Origin of the sequence: Nocardia carnea, assembly GCF_029868325.1 — a bacterium.
Taxonomy (GTDB): Bacteria; Actinomycetota; Actinomycetes; order Mycobacteriales; family Mycobacteriaceae; genus Nocardia; species Nocardia carnea_C.
Genome location: NZ_JARWNW010000261.1, coordinates 106,267 through 122,468, shown reverse-complemented (window position 1 = coordinate 122,468; position 16,202 = coordinate 106,267). Strand labels below are relative to the sequence as shown.

Below are 16,202 nucleotides of genomic sequence, written 5' to 3'. Positions count from 1 at the left end.
TGAACGACGGATCCTCGTACGACCCGTCGAGGGAGACGAACTCGTGTACGGCGATGGTTCCCATGCTGATGTCCTTTCCGGCAGCCGTTCGGCTGCGGCCGGTCCGCGCCCCCAGCTTTTCCAGGGGGTTGGGCGGCGCGGGGGGGGCCCGGTCAACCCCCCTCGCCGCGAACCCCCGCTGACAACACGGACCGCTCCCCCGCGCCGGTCAGTCGCTCTTCATATCGCCCGTGGCCAGGCGCAGGGTTCCGAGTACGAAGACGACCAGGCACGGTACCGCGAAGTACAGCAGGGAGCCGTTCGGGCCGCCGAAATAGCTCTCGATGGTGGAGAGCTGACCGACGCCGAGTTCGCCGTTCTTGAACGGCGACAGCCGTTGCAGCATCTGCCCCAGATCGTTGTTGACGAACGTGACGAAGACCTCGATGCCGAACTTCCACAGCAGCACGATCATCACCACCAGACCCGGCTTGGGCAGCAGCGCGGCCAGACCCAGACCGAGGGCACAGACCAGCACGGTGAAGATCGGTACGCAGATCAGCAGCCGGATACCGGTGCCGGAGAAGGCATCCACCTTGCCCCATACGTCCGGGAACAGGTGCGGAAAGCCGCCCAGCAGCAGGAACGTGGTCGCACCGGCCACCACACCGGAGAGCAGGCCGAACACGATCAGCTTCGCGACGGGCAGCAGCCAGCGGCGGGCCTGGATTCCCGCGACGGTCTCGACGGTCTTGTCCTTGAATTCGTTGCTCAGCGAGGACACCGCGCCCGACATGAGGATGAACGTCGAGAAGATCAGCACCCAGTAGGTGGCGTTACTGGTCTCCATACCGCCGTAGCCGTTGATGGTTTCGGCCTGGGAAGCCTTGGCGATTCCGAAGTTGAGCGCCAGCGGGATCGCCACCGCGAGCGGGACGATCGTGTACCACAGCGAGTTACGCCACGACAGTTTCGTGAGCTCGCTGTGTATCGAGCGGGTCAGGTAGCGGCCGAGCATCACTGTTCCCCTTTGCCTGCGGTGTATTCGACGCTGGTCGCGGTGATCTCGAGGTAGGCCGACTCCAGCGGTCGCGGGCCGGAGCCACGGGCGACCAGTTCGTCCTTGCTCGTATCGGACAGCACTTTCCCTCTGCCCATGACGACGATCCGATCGCCGGTGATCTCGACCTCGGTGAGGTTGTGCGACGCCACCAGCAGGCATTTGCCCTCGGCGGCGAGGCCGGTGACGAGTTCGCGCAGCCACAGCGTGCCCTCGACGTCGAGCCCGTTGGCGGGTTCGTCCAGCACCAGGGTCCGTGGATCACCCAGCAGCGCCGCGGCGATACCGAGCCGTTGCAGCATCCCGTAGGAGAAATTGCCGACCGGACGTTTCGCGACTTTCTCCAGCCCGACCCGGGCCAGCACCTCGCCGACCCGGCCCGCCGATACTCCGCCGAGGCGGGCCTGCCACAGCAGATGCTGGCTCGCCGTGTGGTGGGGGTTGCGGGTGAACGCGCCGAGTCCGAACCCGATCTCGCGGAGGGTGTCCCGGAATTCCAGGAGCCCTTTACCGTTGATGGTGAGCGTGCCGCCGGTGGGCCGGGTCAGGCCGGCGATCATCCGCAGCACGGTGGTTTTGCCGGCGCCGTTGGGCCCGAGCAGATAGGTGATCGAGCCCGCTTCGGCCTCGAAGCTGACATCGGCTACGGCGACGGTGTCACCGAAGCGTTTGGACACGCCGCGAACACTGATCATCGATGTATTCCTGAACGACTGAGTGGCTGGTGGATGTGCATATACGCGGAACGACTCCCCGTTCGGCCGTGGCGGCGCCGGGGAGTCGCTCCGGAATTCCGTGTGGTCGTCAGTACCCGAAGTCCGGGTTACCGGCGCACTGCATTTCGGCGCAGATCGCCTTCCAGTCGTACTTCCACAGACCGCCTTCACGGATGAAGTGGTAGTTGATGGAGGTGGCCGGGAAGCCCGCCATCACACCCTCCACCCGCACCGACATCGAATCGCCGGAGACATTGACATTGCCGACGGCACGACCCTGGATGGAGAAGAAGTCCATGGTCTGGCTGTTCGCCATGACCTGTTCGATCGCGCCCCGCGCCTGCGCACCGTTGTAGCTGACCTCGAGCTTGGGGTCGACGCCGATGTTCGGATTCCAGAAGGCAGCGAATTGCCGCTCCAGCTGGCCGAGATTCGGCACGGCGTCGCGCACGTAGAGGTCACCGACCTTGCCGTCGCGAATCGACACATCCGCGGCGGCCGGGTGGGCCAAACCCAGACCCAGCAATGCGGCGAAGACCAAGGCGGAAACGATCCTGATGAGCTTGGACATGGTGGTCCCTTCGAGCCGAATGACTAACCGGCCCGGACCTCCGGGCCGGTCCAACAATAAGCCGCGAAAGTTAGGACAGTCAAACCTAACTTTCAACGGATCGGAAAGAGCGTGCGGGCGTGTGGCCCACACCGCTGAAGCAGGGAACCGCCAGGTCCCCGGCTCGCGGCCGGTATCCACGGGCCGCGGCGCGATCGGTGTCCCACCTGCGGGCCCGGACCTGTTCGCGCGCAACGCTATCCACTCAGGATGGGATCAGGGCGGCGGCCGACGAACGACGCAGCTTGCCCGACGGAGTCTTGGGCAGCGCGCCCCTGTGCACGATCGTGACGACCGCCGGTGCGATGCCGATATCGTCGTAGACCGCCCGGGCCACGTCCTTACGGATCCGCTCGCTGCGCTCGGCGTCCTCGGCGGAATCGGATTCGGCGATCACGGCGATACCCTCGCGCGCCATCCCGGGCAGGCGTACGGCGACGGCCGCCACACTGCCGGCCCGTACACCCTCGACCGCCGCCGCCGCACGCTCGACCGTGGTCGGCGCGATATTACGGCCGGAGACGATGATGATGTCCTTCTTCCGCCCGGTCACCACGGTCTCACCGGTATCGGTGAGGTAGCCCAGATCGCCGGTGGCGAGCCAGCCGTCGGCATCCACGGCCGATACGTAACCGCCGGGCAGGAGATACCGACGGGTCACCGCGTCACCGCGGACCAGGATCTCACCGATACGGTCGGCCGGCAGTGCGGCCCCGGCGCCGTCGACCACCTTCAATTCGATTCCGGCGACGGGCGTTCCCAATCGCATCAAGGTGCGTGAGACGCCGCCCGAATCGCGTACGACCACGCCCGCGCCTTCGACCTGTGCGGAGTCGACGATATCCACCGAATAACGTGCGCCGGCATCGGTGAACGATGTGGCCAGCGTGGTTTCGGCCATACCGTAGGCCGGCATCAGCGCCTCCGGCCGGAAGCCGAATCGCGCTGTCGCCGCCAGGAATTCCTCCAGGGTCGTTTCGTCGACGATCTCCGCACCGTTGACCGCGACCCGCATACAGGACAGGTCATAGGCTCCGCCGGGTGCGCGGCGCAGCCGACGGGCCAGCAGCGAATAAGCGAAATTCGGTGCCGCGGTGTAATTTCCGTTGAAACGGTTGATCAGTTCCGCCCACGACACCGGGCTCTTCAGGAAGGCGAGCGGCGGAACGATCACCGTCGTCGCCTGCGCCAGCAGTGGAGTCATGAGCATGCCGATCATGCCCATATCGTGATAGAGCGGCAACCAGCTGACGCCCACCCATTCGGCGGTGAAGCCCGTGCGGTCGACCATTGCGGCGTGATTCTGCTGCAGGTTCCGGTAGGAGATGGCCACGGCCTTCGGCACACCGGTGGTGCCGGAGGTCAGCTGCAGGATCGCGGTATCGTCCTCGGCGACCGGCACATGCTCGATCGAATCGGTTCGATCGGCCAGTTCGTGGACGACGGCGAGCGGGGCACCGAGATCGAGACCGCGCACGGCGTCGGTGAACGGTTCGCTCACCACGACCACCCGGGCATCCAGCATCTCGATCACCGACCGCGTATCCGCCAGCCAGGTCTCGAGGTTCATCCGCGGGGTGGGCTGGTGCAGCATGGTGAACATCGCGCCGCGCATCCAGATCGCCTCTACGGTGACGGTGACATCGTCGGCCGGGCCCGCGAGGATCGCGACGGAATCGCCCGGCACCACACCCGCCTCGGCCAATCCGGCGGCAACCCGGCGGGCGTTGGCCCGCAATTGATCCCAGGAACGGAAGGTCAGCTCGGACGCGTCCGGTCCGCTCCACAGGCCCGTGACCTCGGAAACCGGTTCGTCGAAAAGCGACCGGGTGATTCTGTTCATCGGAATTCCATTTCTGCCTATCGGTTCCCGCCGGCCGTGGCGCTGTGAGCCTCGCCGAGAACCCGGTCGAACTGCTCGACGAAGGTTTCGGCGTACCCGGACGGCAGGGAGGCGGGATCTGTGACGATGCCGAACGATGTCCGTTTGCCCAGAATGAGCGAGGTCACCGAGAACGAATAACCGGCCAGCGGCGACAGCGCCGTCAGCTCGGTGATCGGCTTCCCGAGCACGGACCGCACCTGGGAGAACCCGGGGTTGACACCGATATGGATATCGGGGCTCATATGTTTCATGGCCGCGCTGCCGATCACCCGCCGTAGCGCCCAGGGCAGCCCTGGTTCTGTCGCGGGCGCCGCGGAAGCCAGCTCGGGGCGGCGCTTCCCGACGACGGCCAGTTCCGCTTTGCAGCGTTCGATCTGGCGGTCGAGATCCGGCTCGTTACCGGCGAGATTGATCGGCGTGACGATCACGGCGTTACCGGTGTGCCGGAACTCCGGATCATTGGTGACCGGCAGGGTCACCCGGACGACCTCGGCGGGTGCCGCGCTCGGCGGGGCGATACTGATCGCCCGGCCGATGGCGGCAAGCAGGAACTCGTGCACCGACGCGCCGTGCGCCGTCGCGGCCCGGCGCAGGTCCCGGGTGGACGCGCTGTACAGGGCGTATTCCCGCCGGCCGGAGGTGGTGAGTTTCGGCCAGCCGCGGCCGGTTTTTCCGGCGGCGTGCTGTGCGGCGAAGGCGGCCTTGGACTCTTTCAGCACCGCCGGTTCGATCTCGGGTGTGCGGAACCGCGGACTGGTCGCGAACCGTTCGAACTCGGCGAGTTCCGTGGCCGAGCCGTCGGCCAGCAACGCGGCGAACGCGGCACCGGCGATACCGTCGGATACCGCGTGGTGCACCCGCAGCAGGAAGTATTGGGCGCCGTCGCCGGCCGGGGTGAACAATGTGAGGTGCCACATCGGTTGCGGGCGGGGCAGTGGCGTTTCGAGCAGCGCGGTGATCTGGGTGCGCAAATCCGCGGCGTCGGCGTAGCCGGCGGCTGCGAAGTGACTGTCCACCTCGACCTTCTCGGCGACCACTTCCCGCGGCCGGCGCCAGCGCCCGCGATCGATCCCGAGCCGGAACAGTTCGAACAGTGCACTGCGCTCGCGCACCCGTTCGCGCACGGCACCGACCTCGAGAGGGGCGCCCTCCGCGGATATTTCGAGCAACATCGCCCAGTGCATCGGGCTGCTCCCGGTATCCAGGTGCAGGTAGGTGTGATCGGAAGGGGTCAGTTTCGTCACCGGGGCGTCTGTCATTGCGTATCCACTTTCGCGAGGAGAGCCTGATAACCGTCCGTATCGGGTTTCATGGCCGCGGCCACCAGCTCCCACAGCACTTCGTCGGTACCGCCCCCGACGCGGGCCAATTTCATATCCCGGAACCATCGGTTCAGCGGGAGCCCGATATCGAGATAGCCGATACCGCCCCAGATGTGCAGACACTCCGAGGCCACTTCTTCGCCGAGGTTGGCCGCGGTGACCTTGAGCGAGGCGGCGGTGCGCAGGTTGATACGCCCGTCCGCGGCGACACCGGCCAGCGCGTGGCGCAGCAGATCGACCCGCGACTGGAGATCGGCGATACGTAACCGCAGTGCTTGGTGATCGTAGAGCCGCTTGTCGAACTGGGTGCGGTCGTACATGCGGGCCAGCGTGACGCCGAGCATCCGATCGCAGGACGCGGCGATCTGCCCGGCCACCGAATAGCGTTCGTGCGCCAGCCCCCAGCTGACCACCGCCAGGCCGGTGCCGGGACGCGCGATGAGCGCGTCCGCCGGAATCCAGCTGTCGATACGCACCGGGGCGGTGTCCAGCGGTCCGGCGCCCAGCTTCGCGTAGGGTGTGCCGACCTGTACCTGGGACACCGGTACCACGGCCAAAGCGACATTTCCCGATTCGGCTGCCGGGTCGTCGCCCATACTGCGCCCGACGACGAACATATAGTCGGCGATCGGCGAGAGCGAGACGAACTTCTTGTGGCCGACCACCCGGTAGCCGCCGTTCTCCGGCTCGATCCGGGTCCGGGCGTTCTGCAGATCCGAGCCGCCGGATTCTTCGGATGCCGCGATGCACAGTACTTTCTCGACCGCGATCGCTTCCTCGGCGAGCTGCCGCAGGAAATCGGTGCGCCCGAATCGGCGCAGGATGGCGATCGCCGAATCGTGCAGGCTGACTCCGACGCCGATGGCCGCCGAGCCGAGTACACCCAGCTCGCGGGCCAGCGCGAAATGGTCGCCGAGGTCGGTGTGCTTACGATCGGCCCACTTGCGGGCAAAAACACCCTCGGTACCGAGGTGTTCGAGCAGGACCCGCGGGAACTTGTTGTCCTGCTCGGCCTGTTCGGTCCACTGGACCACCCTGTCGTCGAAGGCCCGGGCGAGCAGATCGGAGTACGAGTCCGCGGGTGCGGCGACGGTCATGCCACGGCGCCGGACTTGGCGCGGATCAGGTCCTCCAGGTCTCCGACGGACGCGGCTTCGGCCATTTCCCGCTCGGTGAGCTTGACGCCCAAACGCTCTTCGATGGCCACGACGCCGATGGCGAATGCGACCGAATCGATGCCGAGATCCTCCACCAGCAACGATTCCCGGTCCGGGTCGGTGAGCGACAGGTCGAGATCTTCTTCCAGAATGCTGTTCAGCACATCGCGAATTCGGTCGGACATCGGAGAACTCCTAAAACTGTTCGGATCGGCCGGCCCGGCCGGGCCGGCGTTCGTTCCTCCGAACGGACCGGAGGAACGCCATCGGTGGTGAGCATCCGGCGGGCCGGCGCGGCGACCATAAGCAGCACCGGATGCATGCAAGGCATACCTGACGAATAGTGGTTGCCCTACTCGACGACCTCCTCGCCGGTGACGCCGAAGCTGGTGAACGCCGTGTTCTTCGGAATGCGATAGACCGCACGACCGGTCACCGTGTTGAGGATCTTGGCATTGCGCACGGCACCGATATCCAGGTTCGGCGCGGATACACCGTGACTGTGCTCCTCGGCATTGGCCACGAACAACCGGTCCCGCAGCGCCTCGTCGGCGCGCACCGCATGGTTGTTCTCGACCACCAGGCGGCCGCGGGAATCACGCCGCAGATACTCTTGCAGCGGTTCCAGAAAGTCGGTCCTGCGCGGACGGTAACCGGTGGCCGCGATAACCAGGTCGGCGGTGTGCGCGATCGTCTTTCCGGTGTCCCGGTGCTGCCCCCGGATCCGGAGCCGGCCGCCGGGCAGCGTTTCCAGCCCCTCGACCGCGACACCGTTGCGCAATTCCACGGGCTGCGGCTTCTCCAGCAGCTGACGCCGGTAGAGCAGATCGTGCAGGCGTTCCAGGGTTTCGGTGGAGATGCCCTTGTGGAACTGCCAGTGCCCGGCGCGTACCCGATCGCGGGTGTCCTCCGGCAGACTGTGGAAGTAGTCCATGTAAGCCGGTGTGGTCATCTCCAGGGACAGCTTGGTGAAATCCAAGGGCGCGAACCACGGGGTGCGGGTCCACCACCGCACCGCGGGCCCCCCACGCAGATTCTCTTCGAGCAGGTCGATGACGATCTCGGCGCCGGACTGACCGGAGCCGATCACGGTGACCGCCTCCGCACGATGGGCGGTGTCGCGGTGGTACAGATAATCCGCACTGTGCACGAGCGCGGCGGAGTCGGTCGACAGCGCCTGCGGGATCGACGGTTCGGTACCCACCCCGACCACCACATGGTCCGCGTACAGCATCGAGGTGGTGCCGGAACCGGAGATCGACACCTCGAAGTGCCCCCGCCCGGTATCCCAGCGCACCGCCTCGACGGTGGTACCGAACCGCAGCGAGTCCAGTTTCCCGACTGCCCACAGCAGATATGCCTCGTACTCGCGGCGGGTCGGGAACCAGTCCTCCCGCACCAGGAACGGGTACAGGCGGTCGACATCGGCCAGGTAGGCCAGGAACGACATCGGGTGCGTCGGGTCGACCAGCGAGACCAGATCGGACAGGAAACTGACCTGTAGCTTGGCCTCGTCGAACAGCAGCCCCGGATGCCAGCGGAATTCCGCGGCGGAGTCGACCACGAGGACGTCGAGGTCGTCGATCGTCGAGGCCATGGCCGCCAGCGACATATTGAACGGGCCACAGCCGATCGCCAGGATATCGACTTTCGGTATCTCACTCATGGATCTTCACCATCTCGTCGTGCGCGCTACGCAGACCTTCGGATTCCACTTCCAGCCCCACCCGCAGCAATTCGTCGAAGAGGACATCGATATCCCGTTCGGTGGTCTCGGGGTTGAGCAGGGTGAGCTTCACGCAGGTGCGGGGCTCGCCCTCGCCGTGGACGCATACCTGCGTACGGCCGATGAGCGCCTTACCGGAGCTGATCAGGCGGCGGCGCAGTTCCCCGTTCACCTGGTCGAGGTCGAGATCCTCGCAGCGGTAGCGGAATACGACCGTGGTCATGGTGACCGGTGCGACGAGCTCGAGCTGCGGTTCGGTCGCGATCCGACGCTCGGCGTGGCGGGCCAGATCGTGGCAGGTATCGAGCATCCCGCCCAGCCCGGTGCGACCGTAGGCGAGGAAGGTGGCCAGCACTTTCAGCACATCGGGGCGGCGGGTGGTCTGCAGGGTCTGGCCGAGCAGGCCGCCGAAACCGGCCTCGATATCGTCGTCCGGGTTGAGGTAGGCCACCGACCGGTTCAGCGAGGTGAACCGATTCCGGTCGGCGAGCAGCAGCACACTCGCGGCGGCCGGCTGCCAGCCGACCTTGTGCAGGTCCAGGGTCACCGAATCGGCCCGATCCAGTCCGGTGAGCAGCCCGGCGAGCCGGTCGGAGAACAGCGTGCCGAAACCGTATGCGGCATCGACGTGCATCCAGACCTCGTGGCGCGCCGCGATCTCCGCGATCTCGGGCAGCGGATCGACGGAACCGAAATCGGTGGTGCCCGCCGTGGCCACGACCGCCAGCGGGGTGTGGCTCTCGGCGAGTTCGGTGAGCAGCCCGTCGAGGGCCTCCGGGATCATCCGGTGCGCCGAATCGACCGGGACTCCGATCGCGGCGCTCTCCCCGAGACCGAGTGCGGCGCAGGCCCGGTGGACCGAGAAGTGCGCGATCTGCGAACACAGCACCACCGGGCGGGGCAGGCCGCTCACGCCGTTGCCGCGGATATCGATCCCGAACCGGGCGGCGCCGTAGTCGCGAGCGATCAGCAGCGCGAGCAGGTTCGAGTAGGAACCACCCGGGCCGAAAACGCCACCGGCGCCTTCGGTGAAACCGGCCAGCCGGGCAAGTGCGTTGATGGTCCATTGCTCGATGGCCAATGTCGCCGGACCCGAATCGTAGGTGTCCAGTGACGCGTTGGTGGCGCTGGCCAGCGCATCGGCAATCACGGCCACGCGCAGCGCGGGCGGCTGGAGATGCGCCGCGGCATGCCGGTGGGTCAGGTCCAGGCCGTAGGCGGCGATCAGTCCGGCCACCCGGTCGAGCGCCGCGGCCTCCCCCACCCCGTCGTCGGGTACCTGCTCGGGGCCCAGTTGCTCGGCCACAGCGCCGAGTACGTCGGCCGGATCGCCCCAGGGCAGCGGGGCGCCGTGGTGCTGGGTAGCGACCGGGCCGGCCAACTGCGCGAGGCCGTGGCCGATTGCCGTCCACCCGTCTCCCGGCGTGGCGAAGGCGGATCTCTGTCTTCGCGGGAATGCGATTATCTCTGACACGGGTAGCCCCATCGACTCGAATATGGATTACGACTGCGTTCGACCCCCGTCCGTCGCCACCGCGACGCGCGACGCATTCTTCGACAGCGTGTTCTAGGTGGTTTCGCGGACGGTCCGCACGAGTTCGTCCAGGGGGCGGTCCAAGGTACGCGGAACGGCGGCGACGAGTGCCGACACCACAGCACCCGCACCGCGGGCGAGATCGGCGCCGGCCGCCTCCGGCTGGTAGTCGACCTCCAGGTGGACGCGCTCGTCGGCGCCCCGTTCGAAGGCCAGCGTCAGCGGATAGTTGCCGACGCCGTGGAAGACGGATTCGTAGTGCACCGGGCCCCGATCCGGCACCGGGATACCGCGGAGCGGCGCATTGCGCACCGAAGCCATGATCTCGGCGACGGGGAAGCGCCCGCCCGCGTTCCGCAGGGCGGTGAGCACGGTGCCGTAGTCGACAGTGGCGAATTCCATCGCCCGGTACACCACCGAGACTGCCGCGTGCAGGGATTCACGCACGCTCGCCGCGGGATCGAAGCGGAAACGCATCGGGACGATATTGCCGCTGTAGCCGACCCGGTCGGGGCCGTCCCCGGGGTCACGATTGTCGGCGGGCACCAGGAGGACGTGGTCGTAGGCTCCGGTGAGCGCGTACACGCTTACCGCGCATACGCCGATGAGCAGCGCGTTGAGGGTGGCGCCTACGTCGCGGGCGACGTCGTCCAATGCCGTGATGTCCGCCGGCTCGATCGGTGTTTCGAGACGGATACCGGCGGCGTCGACGAGCGGGGCGAGCCAGCTCTGTTCGGCACTGTCACCCGGCAACTCCCCGGATAGCGGATACCGGATATCCGCGGCCGCCCACGTCTGCTGGGCGTGCCGTAGTGCCCGGTCGATATCGCCGGGGCTCGCTGCCCGGGCCGGGCGGGACGGCCGGCCGGCGTCCGCGGGCCAGGCGCCGGAGATCAGGGTGCCCAGCAGCAACGGCCAGGAGGTGTCGTCCACGGCAAGGTGATGGACGACCAGCACTACGGTGACCGCACCCTCGGCATTCGCGAAGATCCGCGCCCGCAACGGCGGCTCCCGGGTCAGGTCGAACGGCGCCTGCGCCGCGGCCTCGGCCACCGCCCGGATCTGCTCCCGGCCGATCGGCTCGCCCGCGGGGCCGTGCGGCGGCAATGTGCCCCACTCCCAGACGGCGCCGGGTTCGATCCAGCGCCCGGTGTGCTCGCGGGGTTCCCGGCGCGGGTCCCCCTCCTCCGTGGCGACGATCACCGAGCTGAGCACCGCCGCTTCGCGCACCATGAGTTCGAACGCGGCGATCACCGAGTCGAGCGTATGGGCTCCGGTGAAGTCCAGGATCAGGCCGATGTTGTGGGATACCGAATCCGGGTCGAGCCGGTAGATCTTCCACATCCGGCGTTCGGCGACGGTGAGGCCGGCGGGGGCAGCCGCTTCGGCAGTCGCGGGATGCGCCGCCGGGCTGCCGCCGGCCCCCGCGACAGCCAGGCGCCGCCGCAGGACTTCCAGTCGCGCGTCGGTCAGTAAGGTCGTCATACTTCTTCCTGCGTCGGGCCGATCGGGGACTGCGCCGGTGCCGCGGGCGCGCGCCGCAAAGTTCCGGCAATTCGGGTGAATTCGTCGCGCGATACCGCGGTATCCCGCAGTACCGTCCAGTCGCTGACAATGTCGATCAGTTCCCCGCGCGCCCACAGCGGCGCCTGATCCTCGAACCAGGGGGACCCTGGGTCGCCGCTGACGCCCAGCGGCACGATCCACCGGCTCGCGTCCCGGTCGGCCAGGTCCCACGCGTAGCGCGCGGCCGACCCGGCACCGCACGCGTGGGAAAAGCCCACCGCACTGCCGTTGGCCATCACGCATTCGGCATCCCCGCCCAGCGGCTGTGGTCGCGGGCGGAGCTGCCGCGCGATCTCGGGATGTTTCGCCGTCGCCCCGACGAGATCCCATCCGTGGATCGGCGCGAGCACGTGCACACTCCCCCACGTCGGAAGGGGCGTCGCAGCGGCGGCGGATTCCGCGACCGCCTCGAGTGCGCCGGCGAGCAACCGGGCGATATCCACGCCCAGCGCCCCGGCACCGCCGACCACCGATTCCAGTGCGGCCGCGATCCGGGTCTGCGCCACGAACCACGGGGTGAAGGTGACGCCGAACCCGTGCGGTGCGGCGAGCCCGGACAGCGCGGGGTCGGCGGTGATCGCCCGGACCAGATGAGCGCGCACTTCGGCGAACAGGTACGCGTCGGTACTGTCGGCGTGCATCCGGAGGTCCCACTCCAGCAGCCGTCCGCGCAACCGGTCGGCGTCCGCACTCAACCCGGTCAGCGGCGGGAGCAGGCGCACCAGGGCGCCGGCGGCCGCGTTGTGCACATCGGCATGGACGCGTGCGCACTCGGCCACTGTCACGGCCGGGGCCTCGGCGAGCAGCGTATCGATGCGGGCGGCGCGATGGGGCGGCACGGTTTCGGTGGTGGTCGGTTGCAGCGCAGGGTTGTCCGGAATGCGCTGGTTCGCGATCACCGAATAGCCGGGCACGGTAGCGTCGAACCGTTCGTCGCGCACCGACTCGGTGACGTAACCGCGCCACTGGTAGCGCTCGTCCCAGCCGGGTACCGGCAGCCAGTAGTTCTCTGGGGCCCGCCGGGGGAACTTGCCGGTGACATGGTGGGTGAGCCGCCCCGTCGTATCGGCGACGACGATCCGGTTGACGGGCTCCACCCATCGGGTGAGTGCGGCTTCCACATCGGCGGTCGTCCGGGCGAACAGCAGATCCAGTGCGGCGTCGAAGGTCGTGCCGGGATCGGTGAGCATGGGCGAGCGCAGGCTCACCGCGAACGGTGCGTCCGGGCCGCCGAAGACGACGGCGCCGTTGCCCGTGGTGACGATCTCGATCTCGACCGGGTCGCCGTCGCGCACCAGAATCCGCTCGGTGGCGGTCTCGGCCGGGCGGCGTCCGGTAGCGGTCTCCGCGAACACGCCGGTACCGGCCCGGGCGAGACGCTCGACGTACAGATCCTGGTAGTCGGCCATCCCGTTGGTGATGCCCCAGGCCACGGTCCCCGCGTGCGCGAAATGTGGTGTGCCGGGTACCCCGGCGAACGCGAACCCGACGACGTCGAATTCCGGTGCCGCCACATGGAACTGCTGGTAGATGCCGGGCAGTTCCAGGAACCGGTGCGGGTCGCCGGCGATCAGCGGTGCTCCGGTGGCGGTGCGCGCCGCAGCGACACCCCAGGCATTGCTACCGGACAGGGCGTCACCGAACGACTCCGTCACCGCGTTACTCGCACCGGGTCCCGTGGGGAATTGCGCGAGCAGTTCGGTGAGGAACGCGTCGTCCGGATACTCGGGCACGGTCTCGCCGGCCGGGTCCACACCCTCGCAATCGAAGAGGGTCAACGCTTCCCGGCCGAGCGCGCGCACCGCATGCAGCCGCCACAGTTTGGTGAGGAATCGGCCGAACAGGATGTGGTGCATCAGGAACACCGCGATCGGTGTCCACGGCTGCCACGGCGCCGGGCGGTGCGCGAGTTCGGTCAGCTCGGGGGTTTCGACCGTATCGAGGGTGCTGGTGACCCCTTCGGAATAGGCCGTGAGCAGGGCGCGGGTGCGCGCCGAGGAGGCCAGATAGATCCGGCGGGCAGCGCGTTCCATTCCGGCGCGGCGGGCGAAGGTGTCCCATTCGACGGTGTCCGCGCCGAAAATCTCCGCGGTGCGTCCTTCGGCACGCAGCCGCAGGAATTCGATCTGCCAGGCGCGGTCGATACCGCACGCGTATCCCTGGCCGAACAGTGCACCCTCGGCCGAGTCCGCGACGATATGCGGGATGCCCCGTTCGTCCCGGAGGATTTCCAGGTCGGGCGGGAGTTCGTTTGCGGTGCTCATGCGGCATGCACCCCCTCTCCGGAGGCCGCCGCGACGGTGGACCGGTGCCGGGCGAGGGGATTCACCAGCGCATGATCGTTGTCCACCAGTGTCGAATACGAGTCGCCGAGATTCACCATGCGGCGGTTGTTCGATATCTGCAGGCGATTCAGATGAATGGCTTGGAAGGTGGGCGCGAAAAGGTCCCACTTGGCGAAGCGCTCGGCCAGATCCGGATGCCCGGCCTGGAATTCGCCGACACTGCGCGCGACGGTGGCCCAGAAGTCCTCGTCGGTGACCAGCCCGCTCTCGTGCAGCAGCAATGCGAGATGGCGCAGGAAATCGTCGAAGACATCCGAGAGCACACCCAGATTGCGTATCTCGTCGGCTTCCTCGGACACCGCCCGCCGGCAGGCTTGGGGAATATCGTCGGGGGCACCGAAGCTGGAGATCTCCTCACCGATGTCCTTGAGAATCGCGCGCACGGGTACGCCGCCGTCGAGGACGAGGATCAGGTTCTCGCCGTGGGGCGAGAATTTGAACTCGTAGCGGTAGAGGAGATAGATGATCGGGTGCAGATAAACCCGCAGATATCGGGCCAGCCATTCCTGCGCGGCCATTCCGGAGGCTTCGATGAACGCGCCTACCAGCGGAACACCGTAGTGGTCGATATGCAGCAGCGCTGCCATGGTGGTCAGCTGCTCGTGGTCGGCTACCCGGGAAACGGGGCTTTCCCGCCACAGCGCGCTCAGCAGTTTGCGGTACTCCGAACCCGGCCGGGTGATCGCGGTGAGCGTGGGGTTGCGGTAGCCGATGGCGGCGACCTCGTAGATGATCTCGAAACCGATCGAGGCCAGATACCGGTCGCCGTCCAACCGGTTGCGGACCCAGTCGTTGATCAGCGGGGTGGTGCGCATGTAATCGGCGGACATTCCGCGGGTGAAGCCCATATTGACGATGGACAGCGCCGTTTTCACGTAGTGCCGGGCCGGGACCGATACGTTGAACAGGGTCCGGATGGACTGCTGCGGCTGGTACCGGTCCGGTCCGGCACCCAGCGGCACGATCCGGCCTTCCGCGATATCGAAGGCATAGATCCGGGCGATTTTCGCGGCCCATTGCCACGGATGTACCGGCATGTAGTAGTAGGACGCCGGATCGAGATCCTGGTCGGTGAGCACACGATCGAACCGGGCCAGCGTGTCCGCCCCGAGTTCGTCCCGCACCAGGCTGTCGTAGTCGACACCCGACATCGCAGCGAAATCGGTGTTCGCCCGCAGCACCGCGACCCAGAGCAGCGCGAAACGAGCGCCCGATTCCGGGGCGTACCGCTCGATATCGCCGGCACCGAATCCGAGCCGGCCCGCATTGGCGACCAGGCAGGGATGCCCCTCGGTCATCGTTTTCTCGATGGTCTGGAAATCCGCGCCCGCCAGGTCCGCCGCCGGGATCCGGCGGGCATCCGGGCGATTCATGCCGATCGCGGCGGTGTTGGTGAACTCCTCGAGATACTCCGGTAGCGCATCGGCCCGGATGCCGAGGCTGTCGCTCAAGTCGACGAGCAGATCGATCGAGTCGATCCGCACATGCTCGCCCCGGCGGATTCGCCGCAGCGACGCCGCGTCGATACACCAGCTGTCGAGTGCGAGCACCTCGGCCCGGAACCGGTACTCGGTCTCACGATCGTCGGAATGGACCACGTACTCACCCGGCGACAGCTCGGTGGGCCGGAGGAACCGTTCATGACAGAACTCGGACAGTATTTTGCGCGCGAGCCGGGTGTTGTACTCCTGCCGGTACGAGGACACGGCGACGGGCACCGCGGTGGCCCCCGGGACATCGATACTCACGACACGGCCTCTCCGGCCAGGGTGCGGCCGTTATCGGTCGCGTGGACGAAATCGTCACCGGTGCAGTAGCTGAGCCGGGCGGTTTTGCCCGGGACCGGGAAATCCCCCGCGACCCGGAAGCCGACGGCGGCATTGAGCCGCTGCACATCGGTATTACGCACATCCGGTTCGACCACCACCCGGCGTGCACCGGCCTCGTCGAAAGCGGTGCGCATGATGTGCAGCATCACCGCACCGGTGAAACCGGGCAGCCGCCGTTCACTGCTGGAGACCAGCAGATGCATGCCGATATCACCGGTTTCGTGCACATAGCCCGTCCCCGGCTGGGCCAGATCGCTGGTCAGCGGGTTGTACAACTCGAACAGGAACTGACGTTCACCCTCGAAATACCCGATGCGCATACCGAAACGCGGGTCCGGATCGGCCTCGGCATCGCGGATCATTTTCTCCACATCGGCGAGCGAACTGTTCAGCATGTCCCAGTAGTGGGATTTGGGATGGGTGAGCCATCGGTGCACCGATTCCGAATCGCGGTCCACATCGATTCTGCGGGA

12 protein-coding genes and 1 pseudogene are annotated in these 16,202 nt (G+C 67.2%); all 13 read right to left on the bottom strand.

From position 1 onward, the window contains the following. Window positions 1-208 precede the first annotated feature (208 nt). On the bottom strand, window positions 209-997 hold the full coding sequence (locus QH196_RS24295) for an ABC transporter permease (protein WP_280418129.1): 789 nt from the start codon (window positions 995-997) through the stop codon (window positions 209-211). Then, the gene (locus tag QH196_RS24290) at window positions 997-1,734 is read right to left on the bottom strand and encodes an ABC transporter ATP-binding protein (protein ID WP_280418128.1); all 738 of its coding nucleotides are present in this window, start codon (window positions 1,732-1,734) and stop codon (window positions 997-999) included. Before QH196_RS24290 ends, QH196_RS24295 begins: the two co-directional genes overlap by 1 nt. Window positions 1,735-1,843: 109 nt before the next feature. Continuing rightward, the gene (locus QH196_RS24285) at window positions 1,844-2,326 is read right to left on the bottom strand and encodes a hypothetical protein (RefSeq protein ID WP_280418127.1); all 483 of its coding nucleotides are present in this window, start codon (window positions 2,324-2,326) and stop codon (window positions 1,844-1,846) included. Window positions 2,327-2,570: 244 nt separating this feature from the next. After that, window positions 2,571-4,208 carry a long-chain-fatty-acid--CoA ligase gene (locus QH196_RS24280; protein WP_280418126.1) on the bottom strand — a complete coding sequence of 546 codons (1,638 nt, stop codon included), beginning with the start codon at window positions 4,206-4,208 and terminating at the stop codon, window positions 2,571-2,573. Window positions 4,209-4,225: 17 nt separating this feature from the next. After that, entirely contained in the window at window positions 4,226-5,509 is a 1,284-nt protein-coding gene (locus tag QH196_RS24275; protein ID WP_280418125.1) for a wax ester/triacylglycerol synthase domain-containing protein, read from the bottom strand. Next, complete coding sequence (locus QH196_RS24270) at window positions 5,506-6,669, bottom strand: acyl-CoA dehydrogenase family protein (RefSeq protein WP_280418124.1); 1,164 nt, start codon at window positions 6,667-6,669, stop codon at window positions 5,506-5,508. Before QH196_RS24270 ends, QH196_RS24275 begins: the two co-directional genes overlap by 4 nt. Continuing rightward, entirely contained in the window at window positions 6,666-7,055 is a 390-nt protein-coding gene (locus tag QH196_RS24265; protein ID WP_280418123.1) for an acyl carrier protein, read from the bottom strand. The genes QH196_RS24270 and QH196_RS24265 overlap by 4 nt, the downstream gene beginning before the upstream one ends. A 26-nt stretch (window positions 7,056-7,081) precedes the next feature. After that, window positions 7,082-8,395: a lysine N(6)-hydroxylase/L-ornithine N(5)-oxygenase family protein gene (locus tag QH196_RS24260; protein ID WP_280418122.1), complete on the bottom strand. Its 1,314-nt coding sequence runs from the start codon at window positions 8,393-8,395 to the stop codon at window positions 7,082-7,084. After that, entirely contained in the window at window positions 8,388-9,941 is a 1,554-nt protein-coding gene (locus QH196_RS24255; protein ID WP_280418121.1) for a pyridoxal phosphate-dependent decarboxylase family protein, read from the bottom strand. The genes QH196_RS24260 and QH196_RS24255 overlap by 8 nt, the downstream gene beginning before the upstream one ends. An 81-nt stretch (window positions 9,942-10,022) precedes the next feature. Continuing rightward, complete coding sequence (locus tag QH196_RS24250) at window positions 10,023-11,474, bottom strand: condensation domain-containing protein (protein ID WP_280418120.1); 1,452 nt, start codon at window positions 11,472-11,474, stop codon at window positions 10,023-10,025. Next, complete coding sequence (locus QH196_RS24245) at window positions 11,471-13,819, bottom strand: penicillin acylase family protein (protein WP_280418119.1); 2,349 nt, start codon at window positions 13,817-13,819, stop codon at window positions 11,471-11,473. Before QH196_RS24245 ends, QH196_RS24250 begins: the two co-directional genes overlap by 4 nt. Then, window positions 13,816-15,648, bottom strand: coding sequence for an IucA/IucC family protein (locus QH196_RS24240; protein WP_280418118.1), 1,833 nt, complete (start codon window positions 15,646-15,648; stop codon window positions 13,816-13,818). The genes QH196_RS24245 and QH196_RS24240 overlap by 4 nt, the downstream gene beginning before the upstream one ends. Further along, window positions 15,645-16,178 (bottom strand): annotated as a pseudogene (locus tag QH196_RS24235) (GNAT family N-acetyltransferase); the annotation flags it as partial. The gene QH196_RS24240 and the pseudogene QH196_RS24235, both read right to left, overlap by 4 nt. Window positions 16,179-16,202 lie beyond the last annotated feature (24 nt).